Origin of the sequence: Streptococcus sp. 2022WUSS037 (genome assembly GCF_044427225.1) — a bacterium.
Classification (GTDB): Bacteria; Bacillota; Bacilli; order Lactobacillales; family Streptococcaceae; genus Streptococcus.
This window is the reverse complement of record NZ_JAOTGJ010000038.1, coordinates 1-14,681: the sequence shown is the minus strand read 5'-3', so window position 1 is coordinate 14,681 and position 14,681 is coordinate 1. Positions and strand designations below refer to the sequence as shown.

Annotated in this window: 14 protein-coding genes; 4 read left to right on the top strand and 10 right to left on the bottom strand. The window is 41.5% G+C overall.

Annotated features, from left to right (window positions below):
* Positions 1-341: 341 nt before the first annotated feature.
* The 5 genes from rlmD to aroA form a co-directional block, all read right to left on the bottom strand.
* A complete protein-coding gene (rlmD, locus tag ODU55_RS10315) occupies positions 342-1,700 on the bottom strand; it encodes a 23S rRNA (uracil(1939)-C(5))-methyltransferase RlmD (RefSeq protein WP_398582767.1) in 1,359 nt (452 codons plus the stop codon).
* Positions 1,701-1,766: 66 nt separating this feature from the next.
* The gene (locus ODU55_RS10310; RefSeq protein WP_398582766.1) at positions 1,767-3,089 is read right to left on the bottom strand and encodes an LCP family protein; all 1,323 of its coding nucleotides are present in this window, start codon (positions 3,087-3,089) and stop codon (positions 1,767-1,769) included.
* 11 nt (positions 3,090-3,100) lie between these two features.
* Positions 3,101-3,928: a prephenate dehydratase gene (gene pheA, locus ODU55_RS10305; protein ID WP_205027176.1), complete on the bottom strand. Its 828-nt coding sequence runs from the start codon at positions 3,926-3,928 to the stop codon at positions 3,101-3,103.
* Positions 3,919-4,410 carry a shikimate kinase gene (locus ODU55_RS10300; RefSeq protein ID WP_398582765.1) on the bottom strand — a complete coding sequence of 164 codons (492 nt, stop codon included), beginning with the start codon at positions 4,408-4,410 and terminating at the stop codon, positions 3,919-3,921. The genes pheA and ODU55_RS10300 overlap by 10 nt, the downstream gene beginning before the upstream one ends.
* Positions 4,411-4,418: 8 nt before the next feature.
* A complete protein-coding gene (gene aroA / locus ODU55_RS10295; RefSeq protein ID WP_398582764.1) occupies positions 4,419-5,699 on the bottom strand; it encodes a 3-phosphoshikimate 1-carboxyvinyltransferase in 1,281 nt (426 codons plus the stop codon).
* Positions 5,700-5,963: 264 nt separating this feature from the next.
* Between aroA and ODU55_RS10290 the strand changes: the two genes are divergently transcribed.
* The 4 genes from ODU55_RS10290 to aroB are packed head-to-tail and all read left to right on the top strand — an operon-like array spanning position 5,964 to position 10,031.
* Positions 5,964-7,001 (top strand): 3-deoxy-7-phosphoheptulonate synthase, encoded by a 1,038-nt coding sequence (locus tag ODU55_RS10290; RefSeq protein ID WP_398582763.1) that lies wholly within the window; start codon positions 5,964-5,966, stop codon positions 6,999-7,001.
* Positions 7,002-7,010: 9 nt separating this feature from the next.
* The gene (locus ODU55_RS10285; protein ID WP_398582762.1) at positions 7,011-8,036 is read left to right on the top strand and encodes a 3-deoxy-7-phosphoheptulonate synthase; all 1,026 of its coding nucleotides are present in this window, start codon (positions 7,011-7,013) and stop codon (positions 8,034-8,036) included.
* Positions 8,037-8,081: 45 nt separating this feature from the next.
* Positions 8,082-8,951, top strand: coding sequence for a shikimate dehydrogenase (locus tag ODU55_RS10280; protein ID WP_398582761.1), 870 nt, complete (start codon positions 8,082-8,084; stop codon positions 8,949-8,951).
* A 12-nt stretch (positions 8,952-8,963) separates the two neighbouring features.
* Complete coding sequence (gene aroB, locus ODU55_RS10275) at positions 8,964-10,031, top strand: 3-dehydroquinate synthase (protein ID WP_398582760.1); 1,068 nt, start codon at positions 8,964-8,966, stop codon at positions 10,029-10,031.
* Between the two features lie 353 nt (positions 10,032-10,384).
* On the opposite strand, the gene ODU55_RS10270 is transcribed toward aroB, so the two are convergent.
* From ODU55_RS10270 to ODU55_RS10250, 5 genes are all read right to left on the bottom strand, one after another.
* Positions 10,385-11,185 carry an ABC transporter ATP-binding protein gene (locus ODU55_RS10270; protein ID WP_398582759.1) on the bottom strand — a complete coding sequence of 267 codons (801 nt, stop codon included), beginning with the start codon at positions 11,183-11,185 and terminating at the stop codon, positions 10,385-10,387.
* Between the two features lie 9 nt (positions 11,186-11,194).
* The gene (locus tag ODU55_RS10265; protein ID WP_398582758.1) at positions 11,195-12,088 is read right to left on the bottom strand and encodes an ABC transporter permease; all 894 of its coding nucleotides are present in this window, start codon (positions 12,086-12,088) and stop codon (positions 11,195-11,197) included.
* 54 nt (positions 12,089-12,142) lie between these two features.
* The gene (locus ODU55_RS10260) at positions 12,143-13,117 is read right to left on the bottom strand and encodes an ABC transporter substrate-binding protein (RefSeq protein WP_398582757.1); all 975 of its coding nucleotides are present in this window, start codon (positions 13,115-13,117) and stop codon (positions 12,143-12,145) included.
* A 21-nt stretch (positions 13,118-13,138) separates the two neighbouring features.
* Entirely contained in the window at positions 13,139-14,098 is a 960-nt protein-coding gene (locus tag ODU55_RS10255; protein WP_398582756.1) for an ABC transporter substrate-binding protein, read from the bottom strand.
* A 401-nt stretch (positions 14,099-14,499) separates the two neighbouring features.
* Positions 14,500-14,681 (bottom strand): transposase (locus ODU55_RS10250; RefSeq protein WP_398582755.1); only part of this gene is annotated, 182 nt, incomplete at its 5' end.

Here is a 14,681-nt window from a genome sequence, read left to right as displayed (position 1 = left end):
TATCCCTTCCTCTGACGATCTTGGTTTCTAGCGTCAGACTTAAAACGGTCTCTCCCCAGACCGTTTTAATCCGCTACCTCACGATAGTCAGGCTTGGGAGTCGCTATAGGGTTCACCGGTAGCGGGTACCCACGGAGGACTTTCACCTCAGATGTACGACATGCCCGTCGTACTATGAAAAAAGCCTTGCAATCAAGGCTTTTCGTTATCCCTTTCGTTTAAAGTTTTCTAGTCCTTTACGAGCAGAGCAACACACTCGACGTGATGCGTATTTGGGAGTTCAAAGGTCCAGTGGACCTTTGAAGCAGCTTGCCGGAAAACAGGTAAGCAAGCTGGACAACCTAAATGCGTTTTTCTAACAAACCGACTACTTCTATGTGATGCGTATTTGGAAATAAATCAGTCGGCTGTACCTTCGTCAATTTGTATCCCAATTCCTCATAAAGTTTAATATCACGCGCCATGGTTGCCACATTACAAGAGATATAAACGATTTTCTCTGGTTTTACAGAAGTACTTGCTTTGATAAAACTTTCTGTCAAACCTTTTCGTGGCGGGTCGACAAAAATCACAGTTGGCTTGACTCCATCTGCCACCCATTTTTGCATAGCGGATTCAGCGCTATCACAGACATAGGTAACATTATCAATCCCATTTCGAGCAGCATTCTTCTGACTATCAAGGACAGCCTTTTCAACGACTTCTACACCGTAAACATGCTTAACTTGTTTTGCAAAGGAGAGACCAATTGTCCCAATACCTGAATAGGCATCAATCACGACATCATCTGCTGACAATTCTGCAAAGTCAATGGCGGTCTGATAGAGTTTTTCAGCCATTTCTGTGTTGACTTGATAGAAAGACGGTGCAGAAATTTCAAATTCATTGCCCAACATGGTATCTGTAATAGTTTCACTGCCATGCAAAAGACGGAATTCTTGACCGAATATAGCATTGGTATTCTGGTCATTAATATTCTGAACGATAGAAACAAGATTTGGAAATTGGCTTGTCAAACGCTCAATAAGGGTTTCAACACGGAAAATCTTCGGACGAGTCGTAACTAAAACTAGCATCAACTGACCTGAATAATGACCACGGCGAACAACAATATTTCTCACAAGTCCTGTCTGTTCTTTCTCATCGTAAGGCTTCAAGTCTAATTTTCTCAACAGGTCACGTGTCGCTAGAACCAAGGCATCAATTTCCTTATGTTGAATGTAAAAATCCTCAATCGGAACTAAATCATGTGAATTTTTTCGGAAGAATCCTGTTTCTAACTGCCCATTCACACGACGAACAGGAACAGCTGCCTTATTGCGATATGCAAGAGGATTGTCCATTCCCAAAGTATCTGCTACTGCTATTTCTGGCAGACCTGCAATCTTGCGTAGATTATTCTCAACTTGTTTTTTCTTAAAAGCTAGTTGAGCTGGATAAGTAAGATGCCCCAAGTCAGCAATACCTGTTCTTAGATAGGTCAAATCCAAGTCTTGATTACGGTCTGGTGAGAAGCTCTGCCATTGCTCCACCTTACCAAAACCAATATTTTTCTTAAGTTTTAAGATGCGCATAGAAATTTTCTCGCCTGGAAGAGCATTGTCTACAAAGAAGACAAAACCATCAATTTTTGCCACACCCTGCCCCTCATGTGTCAAATCTACAACTTCTACTTCGACAATATCGTTTTTCTTTAACATAATTCTACTTTCTATTTTTGGACCACTAAAAAAGTGACCGAAGTCACTTCTAGTATACCATATTTCTTAACGCAAGCCTAACTCAGCCAAGCGCTGCTGGTATTTTTCAAAATCAACACGAAGAGCCATACCACCATACATATCATAGTCGTCAATCCAGTCTCCATTTTCTGGGATTGTAACACGTTCGATACCATTTGCTGCATCCAATAGAAGGTCTGGTCCCTGTAGCCACATAAAGCTTTGTGGCACTGTTGTCGGAGTCATCGCCACAACCTTACCTATAGCTTCGGAGCCAGAGAATAGTTTCATTGGATTTTTAGCCTGTGTCATAACAGCAGATAACACTTCCTGTTGACGTCTTGTACGACCAAAATCACCTTCATCATCCGAACGATAGCGCGCGTAGTTAAGCAAGGTCTTACCATCCATCTGCTGTACACCGACCTGAATCGTTTGATAAGCAGGAGCATTTTCTTCCAGCTGTAAATCATTCGGCACTTCTACTGAGCTAACGACTTCACCATTAATAGTTGAAAACTGTGCATCAATCGTTACGCCCTCAGGGAAAAGTGTATCAATCGTCGTAGCAAAGGTTGCAAAATCCACCATTGCATAATACTTGATATCAATGTCAAAATTTTCTTTCAATACTTGACGTACAGCCTCTGCTCCCTGCTGATTATCCTGTTCTCCCAAAGTATAGGCAGTATTGAGTTTATATTCATATCCCTCAATATCCACCAAGGTATCCCGCATAAAGCTAACAAGTTTGACTTTGTTATCCGTGTTATTCACGTTTAGAACCATGATGGTATCCGTTCGAGTTTCACCCGAATTTTCGCCAACACGACCATCTGTTCCCAAAATTAAAATATTTGTCCCATTCGATGTATCTACGCCGTTGAAGACCTCAGCTATCGGCTTCTCACTCACGCTATTCATACCTTTGAAAAAACTATAGCCCATCGCTACAATCACTAGCGCTATAGCAAGCAATACGAAACCAATAAAGCGCTTGAAACCACCCTTTTTACGTGCTTTTTTAGGTTTAGGTACTTTCGCTTTGGGCTCGATACGAGGAGACTGAAACCGTTGAGGTTTGGCTTGTCTTGTTTTTCTGGATTTACGTTCAGGATAGCGAGGCAACAGTTCCTCTTGCTCATCATCCTCTTCAAAATAATCTTCCTCGAAGTCATCTTCATAAGCCGTTGGTGTGAAGCTACGTAGAGATTGCCTTGGACTTCCATGCCGTTCTCTCAACTCTTTTTTATATAATAGATAATCCAACTCGCGACTTTCTTTGTCATTTAAGTAGTGGATATTTTTTTGCAAATAATCTAACCTCAATTGTTCATGATGGGTTAGGATATTATTGTTTTTATTCATCTGTCTTCATCCTAGCTGGTCATATAGACCAGGTAATTCCCTAGTACTTTATAGGTTATATCTAAACTAGTCAATTCTTTTTGAGAATAGGCTAATAATTCCTCAGACTGATTATCCAGATCCAGTATGAAAAAATACTCACCCAAAGCCGTTTTCAGGGGTCGGCTTTCTATTTTTGTTAAACTGATTCCTCTCCATGAGAAAACAGACATGGCCTTATACAAGGCTCCTGGCAGGTTATCTGGCAATGTCAGTGCAAGACTGACTTTTTTAGCTACTTGTTCCAGTGCAATAGACGGAGCTTTATCCCCCAAAATCCAAAAGCGTGTAAAATTCTCGCTGATTTCCTGGATGTCTTGCGCAATTACTTCCAGTCCATATTCAACAGCTGCCGCTTGCGGAGCAATTGCCGCAAATGGTTGTTCAGGGTGTTCTGCCACAAAGCGAGCAGCATAGGCTGTACTAGCTGTTATTTCAATACGAGCCTGAGGAAAATGTTCCTGAATATATTTCTTCCCCTGAGCAATTGCCTGCGGATGAGAATAGATAACCTCTACAGCCTTATCGGCACTCGTGGCTAACAGTTGTTGGGCAATCGGTTGAACAATCTCTGCAACCGCATGAATTTCCGCCTGATGAAAGAGATAGTCAATCGTTTCATGAACACTACCTTCAATCGAGTTCTCTACTGGAATAACGGAATAGGTAACTTCCCCCGTTTCGTAGGCCTTGATAACCTCTGTAATCGTCTCAAAAGCCCGCAAATCCGCAGTCGGAAAGGCCTGCTGGGCCACTTGATGTGTAAAAGAACCACGAGGTCCTAGATAGGCTACTTGCATAAAATTTTCCTTGCTACTTGTTCTGGACTTAAATCATCCGTATTGATGACGGTATCAGCCAATCCTTGATAGAGGGACATTCGCTCTTGATAGATGGTTTCAAATTCGTCCTTACTATGTTGCAAAAAGAGGGGACGTTTAGATTGTTTGTCCTGGCTAATTCGTCCATAGGCAACTTCAAACGATGCAGTCAATAAGACATTATTATCCTTATTTTCTTGCAACAACTGACGATTTTCCTCGGATTTGACCACCCCGCCACCTGTTGACACAAGGCAATCAGCAGGCAAGGTCAACAATTCTTTCAAGACTTCCGTTTCAACTTGACGAAAGGCTGCTTCACCTTCAAGACTGAAATAATCTGCGATGGACATACCAATCCGTTCTTCAATGATATGGTCCATATCGTAAACGGGGAGATTTAACAAATGTGCTGTTGTTGTTTTTCCAACTCCCATAAATCCAAGTAAAACGATTGGCATACGTTCTCCTAATCCATCAAACTATTTAAGTGTTCAAAGAAGGCAGGATAGCTAGTATTGATAGCTTCTGCTCTTTCCAATACAACTTCTCCATCTTTGGCCAACAAGGCGGCAATGGCAGTCATCATACCGATACGGTGGTCACCAAATGTATTGATTTCAGCACCATGTAAAGCAGTTGGTCCGTGAATAATCATACCATCTTCTGTTGGTTCGATAGTTGCTCCCATACTATTTAGAGCATCTGCAACGACCTGAATACGATCCGTTTCTTTAACTTTCAACTCCTCAGCATCACGAATAATCGTTGTTCCATGTGCTTGAGTCGCTAGTAGGGTAATAATTGGCAACTCATCAATCAAACGAGGAATCAATTCGCCTGCAATCTCCGTAGCCTTCAATTCCGACGTTTCTACTGTAATGGTAGCAGATTTTGCAAGTTCATCTATGTTAGAAAGAGTCATTTTACCGCCCATAGCTTTAATGACATCTAAAATACCAGTCCGAGTTTCATTGATTCCCACATTTTCAAGGACAATTTTTGAACCTGGTACGATTAAGCCAGCAACCAACCAAAAGGCAGCACTTGAAATATCTCCTGGAACTGTAATCTCTTGAGCAATAAACTCCTGACCACCTTGGATGCGGATTTCCTTGCCATTGACTTCCAACTGTCCACCAAACTGGACAATCATATCTTCTGTATGGTTTCGAGTCAACTCTTTTTCTACGATGACCGACTCTCCCTCAGCCTGCAAGGCTGCAAAAATCAGAGCTGATTTTACTTGGGCAGAGGCTACAGGGAGTTGGTAGTGGATTGGCTGTAGATTCTTACTACCCTTGATGACCAGAGGTGGTAAATCACGCTCGGTCTGACCAGAAATTTCCACCCCCATTTGACTGAGTGGAATAGTCACTCGGTCCATGGGACGTTTGGATAAGGAATCATCACCAAACATAGTCGCTTCAAAATCTTGACCTGCTAAAACGCCTGAAATCAAACGAATCGAGGTTCCAGAATTTCCCATATCCAAATCATTTTTGGGTGCTTGAAGACCATCAAAGCCAACACCGTGTACTTCAACAATGCCACCATTGTCTTCAATTTTTACACCCAAATCACGAAAGACCTGCATGGTTGACAAGACATCTTCCCCACGTAAAATATCGTGGACACGGGTAACACCTTTTGCAAGGGAACCAAAAATAATAGAGCGATGACTGATTGATTTATCACCTGGGACACGAATCACACCCTGTAGTTTTTCTACGTTTTTTCTTAATTTCATATCCTTACCTCAAACTAGTATTACTTCCATTCTATCATATTTATTAAATATTTTCTGATTTTTATGACAATGACTTGCAAAAAAATCAATTTCCATTACATTTTTATCCAAAGTGTATGAACCAAAAATCGTTAACCTATTGTAAGTAAAATTTCTTAAATTTCCTTTATATAAAATATTCAGAATTTACTGTAAATTTCACACAAAATCATGAATATTGGTTTTAAATTCTTAAAAATAATGGTATAATTGAGAAATCTATAAATGAAAGAGGAAGACCTATTGTTTACACCAATCAGCGAAAAAATTGACATCAATCAAGTCCGAGAGCATTCTAAACTTTCTCCTGAAACACTTGCTAAAAAACAAGCTCGTGACCGTGAACTTGAAGCCATCTTAAAAGGAGAAGATGATCGTCTTCTCCTAGTAATTGGACCATGTTCTTCTGACAATGAAGAGGCTGTCTTAGATTATGCTCACCGCTTGGCCAAGATCCAAGAAGAAGTCAAAGATAAAATTTTCATGATCATGCGCGTCTATACTGCCAAGCCACGTACCAATGGTGATGGTTATAAAGGACTCATGCACCAACCAGATACAGATGCTGCACCAAGCCTCATCAACGGAATCAAAGCAGTTCGTAACCTCCACTATCGTGTCATTACGGAAACAGGTTTAACTACTGCTGACGAGATGCTCTATCCTGAAAACCTGCCTTTGGTTGATGACTTGGTTTCCTACATCGCTATCGGAGCTCGTTCGGTTGAAAATCAGCAGCACCGCTTTGTAGCGTCAGGCATCGATGTTCCAACAGGCTTGAAAAATCCAACATCTGGTAACCTCAAAGTCATGTTCAACGGTCTTTTTGCTGCTCAGAAGAAGCAATCCTTCCTCTTCAACAATACTGAAGTTGAAACATCTGGCAATCCACTTGCTCACGTTATTCTTCGTGGTGCAGTCAACGAAAATGGTAAATACCTACCAAACTATTACTATGACAATCTTCTAGAAACCATTGAGCTCTATGACCAATTTGGCTTGAAAAATCCATTTATTATTATCGATACCAACCATGACAATTCTGGGAAAAATTATTTGGAACAAATCCGTATCGTCCGTCAAACCTTAATCAACCGTGACTGGAACGAATCCATTCGTAACTACGTTCGCGGATTTATGATTGAATCCTACATTGAAGACGGTCGCCAAGACAATCCAGATGTCTATGGAAAATCCATCACAGACCCTTGCTTAGGCTGGGAAAAAACACAAGAACTCATCCGAGAAATTTACAACAGATAGGAAGATATTATGGGAATTCACAAACGTAGCACCAGTTTAGACATTGATAAAGTAAAGGAACTTTCCAAGTTAGAAGGAGAATTTCTAGCTGCAAAAAATCAGCGCGATGAAGAACTGAAAAGAATTATCCGAGGCGAAGATGACCGTCTACTCTTGGTTATCGGCCCTTGCTCATCAGATAATGAGGAGGCCGTTCTAGAATATGCACGTCGTCTCTCTAAGCTTCAAGAGGAAGTCAAAGATAAAATCTTCATGGTCATGCGGGTTTACACAGCTAAACCACGTACCAATGGGGAAGGCTATAAAGGACTGGTTCATCAGCCAGATACTTCTAAATTACCAGACCTCATTAACGGAATTGCAGCCGTTCGTAATTTGCATTACCGTGTCATTACTGAGACCGGACTCACAACTGCTGATGAAATGCTCTACTCTGCCAACTACCCTCTTGTGGAAGACTTGGTGTCCTACCATGCTATCGGAGCACGTTCGGTTGAAGACCAAGAACACAGATTTGTTGCATCAGGTGTCGATATGCCAACTGGTATGAAAAACCCAACTTCTGGTAATTTGACCGTTATGTTCAATGGTATCTACGCCGCACAAAGCAAACAGAACTTTATTTACCGCGATGCAGAAGTTGATACAGATGGCAACCCTCTAGCTCATGCTATCCTTCGTGGTGCCAATACTGAAAAGGGCGGTTATGAACCAAACTACTACTATGATATTCTCTTGAAAACCATCAAACAGTATGAACAATTTGGTCTTAAAAATCCATTTATCGTAATTGATACCAACCACGACAATTCTGGTAAAAACTACCTGGAACAAATCCGTATCGTCCGTCAAACCCTCATCAACCGTGATTGGAACGAATCCATTCGCAAATATGTCCGTGGTTTCATGATTGAATCCTACTTAGAAGACGGCCGTCAAGATAGCCCTGAGGTATTCGGCAAATCCATTACCGACCCTTGCTTGGGTTGGGAAAAAACGGAAGCTCTGATTCGTGAAATTCATCAAACTGTCTAATTCTTCCCTTAATTTTTTATACGATAAATAATTTGGAGGTAAGCTATGAACATTGATGGTTACACTCGTCTTGCTGCCGTTGTTGCAAAGCCAATCAAACACTCCATTTCCCCCTTCATACATAATCTGGCTTTTAAGGAAACAAGTGTAAATGGTGTCTATGTCGCTTGGGAAATTCCCGAGGAAGATTTGGCTGTAACGCTTGAAAATATCAAACGATATGATATGTTTGGTATCAACCTGTCCATGCCCTATAAGCAGGCTGTCATCCCTTATCTCGATAGCCTGACTGACTCTGCTCGCTTGATTGGCGCTGTCAATACCGTCATTCATCAGGATGGCTTACTAATCGGTCATAATACCGATGGCATTGGATTTTTCAAGAGTTTGGAAAGACTAAAAGGCTTTCAAGTTAAGAACAAGCGACTGACCATTCTAGGTGGTGGTGGTGCTTCTACTGCTATCATAGCTCAGGCTACATTGGATGGTGCAAAGGAAATTACCATTTTCTGCCGTCAACAAAGCTTGGAAAGAACACAGGCGAGTCTTACACCTATTGCTCAAGCAACTGGAGTTCCCATGAAGGTCCTAACGCTTGATGATAGCCAATTACTACAGGAACATATTACCAACTCCGACTTACTAGTCAACGGAACCAGTCTAGGCATGGATGGGTATTCTCAACCTGTTCCTTCTACCATTCGCTTTCCTGAAAATCTTTTGGTTGCGGATGTGATTTATCAACCATTCGAAACACCTTTATTAAAACTAGCCCAATCACAAGGCAATCCAACTATCAACGGTTTGGGCATGCTCCTTTTCCAAGCGGCTGAAGCATTCCAAGCCTGGACTGGTAAGGAAATGCCGACTGACTTGATTTGGGACCAATTAGTCCAGAAATACAACATCAAATAGAGAGGAAATCTGATGAAACTGACCGTCAATCTTCCCAACACTCCCTACGACATCCTTATCCAAAGAGGAAGTTTAGCACAGACAGGTACATGGGTCAAAGAACTTTGGAAACCTCAGAAAATCGCCATTATTACAGATGACCACGTTGGCTCACTCTACCGTGAAACAGTCCAGTCAAGCTTAGAACAAGCTGGTTTTGAAACCATTGTCTTTGAATTTCCAGAAGGTGAAGCCTCAAAAAATCTTGATACTGTCAACCAGGCCTACGAATTTCTCGTAAAAAATGGTATGACACGAAGTGATGGAATCATTGCTCTCGGCGGGGGAGTCGTTGGCGATTTGGCAGGTTTTGTCGCTTCTACCTATATGCGTGGTATCCATTTCCTACAAATCCCAACCAGCCTAACTGCCCAAGTTGATTCTTCTATCGGTGGAAAAACTGGCGTGAATACACCATTTGCTAAAAATATGGTAGGTACTTTCTGCCAGCCAGACGGCGTACTCATCGACCCTGACACTCTCAAAACCCTAGGCAAACGTGAATTGATTGAAGGAATGGGCGAGGTTGTCAAATATGGCTTAATAGATGATGTGGAGCTCTGGGAAACCCTAGACCAACTAGATGGATCTGTCGAGAGCATTTTGGAGCATGCTGACTATATCATCTACCACTCTTGCGAAGTCAAACGCAAGGTCGTTGTCGAGGATGAATTGGACAATGGTGTCAGACTCTACCTCAACTTCGGTCACACCATTGGACATGCTATCGAAGCAACTGCTGGCTACGGTCAGGTCATGCACGGTGAAGCTGTTGCCATCGGTATGGTCCAGATTGCACGCGCTTCTGAAAGAAAAAAACTCATGCCAGCTGGTATGACAGAAAAGATTATCGCCATGTGTGAAAAATTCGGCTTGCCGACTACACACCAACCTTGGAATGTAGATGAATTATACGCCGCCCTAACTCACGATAAAAAAGCACGTGGCAAGACCATCAAACTCGTCATCGTCCCTCAATTAGGACAGGCTGCCATCCATCAAATTCCAATGGAAGAAATGCTAGAATTTCTACAAGTATAGTCCTTTAGTTCGCATCAATAGCTGCAGGCATAACTCAATGCTTTCTTGTTTCTAGGTGACGAGCTGATGTACTTCCCCTTTTTGTTTTCAGGCTCAGGTACGAATAGTCCACTGGACTATTCGTATCCCCCAGATTGCTTGCACAGTTAATGAACTGTACAAGGTGGGAGATAAAAGAGCGGAGTAAGTCGCTTTTGCAAAAGCAGGCAAGACGAGTTCAAACAATCCAGTAGAGTGTTTGAAGTTGGAAATAAGGAAACGGAGTTTCTTCTTACGTTGAAGTAATAAAAGTCAACTAAATGACGAGATAAGAAAAAAGACTACTGACTTGCATGAAATCAGTAGTCTCTTTTTTATAAAATCATCTCATCGTCAGTTAGCTTTTCACCACTGTTTTTGTAGAAAAGGTCCATCAAGTTTTGAACAGTCAAGTTCTTCTTCTCTTCTCCTTCTACATCGACAACAATCTGACCACGGTGCAACATGACCAAACGATTACCATATTCAATGGCGTTTTCCATATTATGCGTAATCATCAGAGCTGTCAACTGGTGACTCTCGACAATCTTCTTAGTCAATTCCATGACCATATCACTGGTTTTTGGATCAAGAGCTGCAGTGTGTTCGTCTAAAAGCAGAACTTTTGGTTTCACCAGCGAAGCCATCATCAAGGTCAAAGCCTGACGTTGACCGCCTGAAAGAAACTGCGTATCTACTTTCATACGATTTTCCAAGCCCAAACCGAGTTCTTTTAAGGCTTCCTTGAAAATCGCGCGTTCACTGTCTTTCACTCCCCATCCAAGACCACGTGACAAGCCACGACGATAGGCAATGGCCATGTTTTCTTCAATGGTCAAGCGAGAAGCTGTTCCCATCTTAGGATCTTGGAAAACACGGCTGATGTCCTTAGAACGTTTTGCGGCTGGCACATGCTTGATGGATTTACCTTCCAGCAAAATATCACCCGAATCAACTGTCAAGGCACCCGCAAGTGAGTTCATGAACGTAGATTTACCCGCACCATTACCACCGATAATGGAAATGAAATCACCTTCTTTTACATCTAGGTTCAACCCGCGAAGAACATGGTTCTCATTGACCGTTCCAGCTTCGAAGGTTTTATGAATATTTTGTATTGATAAAATAGTTTTCATGACTTCCTCCTAAGCATTTCCGTTCAATTTTGGTCGACGAATGTTGAATTTCTTCTGCAATTCTGGTACATAGAGAACCGTAGCCAAGAGGATTGCTGAGAAAAGTTTCACTAGGTCTGCATCCATACCTGGAATTTCCAAAATTGCAAGGATAATCAAACGGTAAACAACTGCACCTAGTACAACAGATAGTAATCTCCAGCCCAAGCGCAAGTTACGCAAGATAACTTCCGCAATAATAACAGATGCCAAACCGATAACAATGGTACCTGTACCAGAGTTGAGATCCGCATAACCATTGTTTTGTGTCAACAAGGCTCCGCAGAGAGCAATCAAGCCATTTGACATCATATAGCCATAGATTTTCATATTGTCCACATTGATACCGTTGGCTTCACTCATCGGAATATTATCCCCTGTTGAACGAATAGCCAGACCAATTTGTGTGTTGAACAAGAGCGTCAACAAGCCTACAACAGCTAATACAAAGACCAGACCGATGATCAAAACAGCATTGGTTTTCGTTAGGCCGAAATCCTGCAATTGCGTCACCAGTGTTTCTTGTTTGAGCAGGGCTACGTTGGCTTTGCCTAAGATTTTCAAGTTGATAGAGTAGAGACCTGTCAAGGTTACAATACCGGTCAAAAGGGCTGGAATTTTTAGTTTTGTATGAAGTAAACCAGAAATCAAGCCTGCACCCATACCAGCTACCATAGCCATAAAGGTTGCCAGCAAGGGATTCACTCCGTTCACAATTCCTGTCGCACAAACAGCAGCTCCAAGCGGATAAGATCCCTCAGCTGTCATATCAGCAATATCTAAAATACGAAACGTCAAGTAAACACCAATCGCCATAACTGACCAAAGCAAGCCTTGCGAGATACTTGATAAAATAATATCCACGATTTTCTCCTTTTTCTAAATTCGTAGTCAATACTAGGTTCTATCTTACCGATCTTATTCAGATACAGCAAGCTTAGAAGTATCGATACCTAATTTCTGAGCCATTTCTTCATTAACGTGAAGACTGACGGTCTCTGGGTATTCTACTGCCGTTTCTGACACATTAGCTCCTTCGATAATCTTAATAGCCATTTTTGCAGTTTGACGACCTAAAGCTTCATAGTTGGTACCGTAAGTCAAAAGCCCTCCTTCATCCACCATATCCGTTGAACCACCGATTACTGGAACCTTATGCTCCACAGATAATTCACCGATCATGGTCATGGTTGAAGCGACAGTATTGTCTGTTGGAATAAAGAGAGCATCTACATCCTTCATCAAGCTAGTTGTCGCATCTTGGACTTCATTTGAAGATGTGATTCCTTTTACTACTACCTTATAACCTGCTTTTTCTAGCAATTCCTTAGCTTGCTCTACCTGGACTTCTGAGTTCCGTTCGCTAGTAGTGTACAAAATACCAACGGTCTTAGCATCTGGAACAGCTTGTCCTAGCAATTCAACCTGTTTGTCAATTGGAGCTTGATCAGAAGTACCTGTCAAAAGTCCACCTGGTTTTTCAATGGATTCTACCAAATCAGCTGACAAGGGATCTGTAACCGCAGTAAAGACAATCGGCGTTTCAGTAGACACAGTCGCTAAACTCTGGGCAGACGGCGTAGCGATTGCCAAGACAATATCATTTCCATCGATTAATTGTTCTGAAATGGTTTGAAGGTTAGCTTGATCGCCTTGGGCATTTTGATAATCCAAAACCAATTTTTCACCCTCTTTATAGCCATTTGCTTCTAATTCCGCCACAAAACCCTCACGGGCAGCTGTCAATGACTCATGTTCCATATATTGAAGAACACCGACTTTGACAGTCTCAGTAGAGGCTTGATCTGATGATGAAGAACAAGCAGCCAAGGTCAAGGCAGTAACACTTGCCAATGAAACAGTAGCCAATTTTTTAACTAGCTTATTATACATAAAATCCAATCTCCCAAATCTTTATTCTTCTAGTGCTTTAATGGTTGCTGGGTCAATTCCCACTGCTTTTGCCATTTCTTCATTAACCGTAATAGCTGCTGTATTTGGTTTTTCAACCGCTAAATCTGCCGGCTTTTCACCTTCCAAAATCTTAACCGCCAATTCTCCAGCCTGTACACCGATTGCATGGTAGTCAACACCATAAGTGAATAGAGCAGCATCAATAACCGCAGCATCTGAGCCCATAGCTGGAACTTTTGCTTCTTTCAAAATATCGCCAATAGTTGAAGCTGTTGAGGCTACCGTATTATCCGTTGGAAGGTAGATGGCATCTACTTTTCCAGCTAGGGATGTAATGGCTTGCTGAACATCATTTGTCGTCGTAACAGTTGTTACTTCTACTTTTACACCTTTTGCTTCGAGTGCTTTTTTCGCCTGCTCAGCTTGTACTTCCGAGTTTACCTCGCTAGAGTTATAGAAAATTCCGACTGTTTTCGCAGTTGGAACAACCTTGAGCAACATCTCAATCTGGCCTTCCACATCCGTTGCATCGATTGAACCTGTCATAGTTCCACCTGGGGCATCTAGAGATTCCACCAAGCCTGCTTCAACTGGATCTGTTACAGCTGTAAAGACACTTGGTGTTTCAGCATCTGCATTTAGCATTGCCTGAGCAGCAGGAGTTGCAATCGCAAAGTTAATATCATTGTTGCCTGCTAACTTTTCAACCATTGTTTGCAGGTTGGCTTGATCACCTTGTGAGTTCTGCAAATCAATAGTTAGGTTTTCACCTTCATTATAACCTGCTTCTGCCAAGGCTTCTACGAAACCTTCACGAGCCGCTGTCAATGCTTCATGCTCGGCGTATTGAATAATACCAATATTAACTGAGTCAGAATCTGATGAATTAGAACTACATGCAGCCAAAGTAACTGCTGACAAGAGAACTACTGAACTAAGAATAACTTTTTTAAATCCCATGATTTATCTCCTTTTAATTTTTTGAACAACAAGAAAGGACCGCTTAGACTACATTCTAAACGGTCCCAATATTTCAACTGTATGTAAAAACAGAATGAACTATTCGTGCCATTTAGATGTATCATCTATGAGGCACATGTCAAAACAACTACAGCCACATAGATACAAACCTTACGTTCCCGTGTTTGCATCCATGTTTACCATGTCTACAAACACTATCTAAAATAGCCGTAGAAATAAGTATGATTAGCTGAATGATTTTGACACATTTGTAACATCTCTGTTTCCCTTTCTCATTTATTTGTAACTATCATAACTGTTTTCAAATTATTTGTCAATAGGAAATTGCGTAAATTTTCAGATTTTTCAAGTTTTTCGAATTCCCAAATTTCAAGTTGAAGTTAGCCACCCAAAAGAAATTCACTTGGCGACTTGTATTCCAAGCATTTTTCAGGATAGTTGTTAATCCAATTTTCGATAAAAGCTACTTCTTTCGGAGTCGTTTTCTTGGTTCCTTTAGGTAACCATCTCCGAATTAATCGATTATGATTTTCATTTGAACCTCTCTCCCATGAAGAGTAAG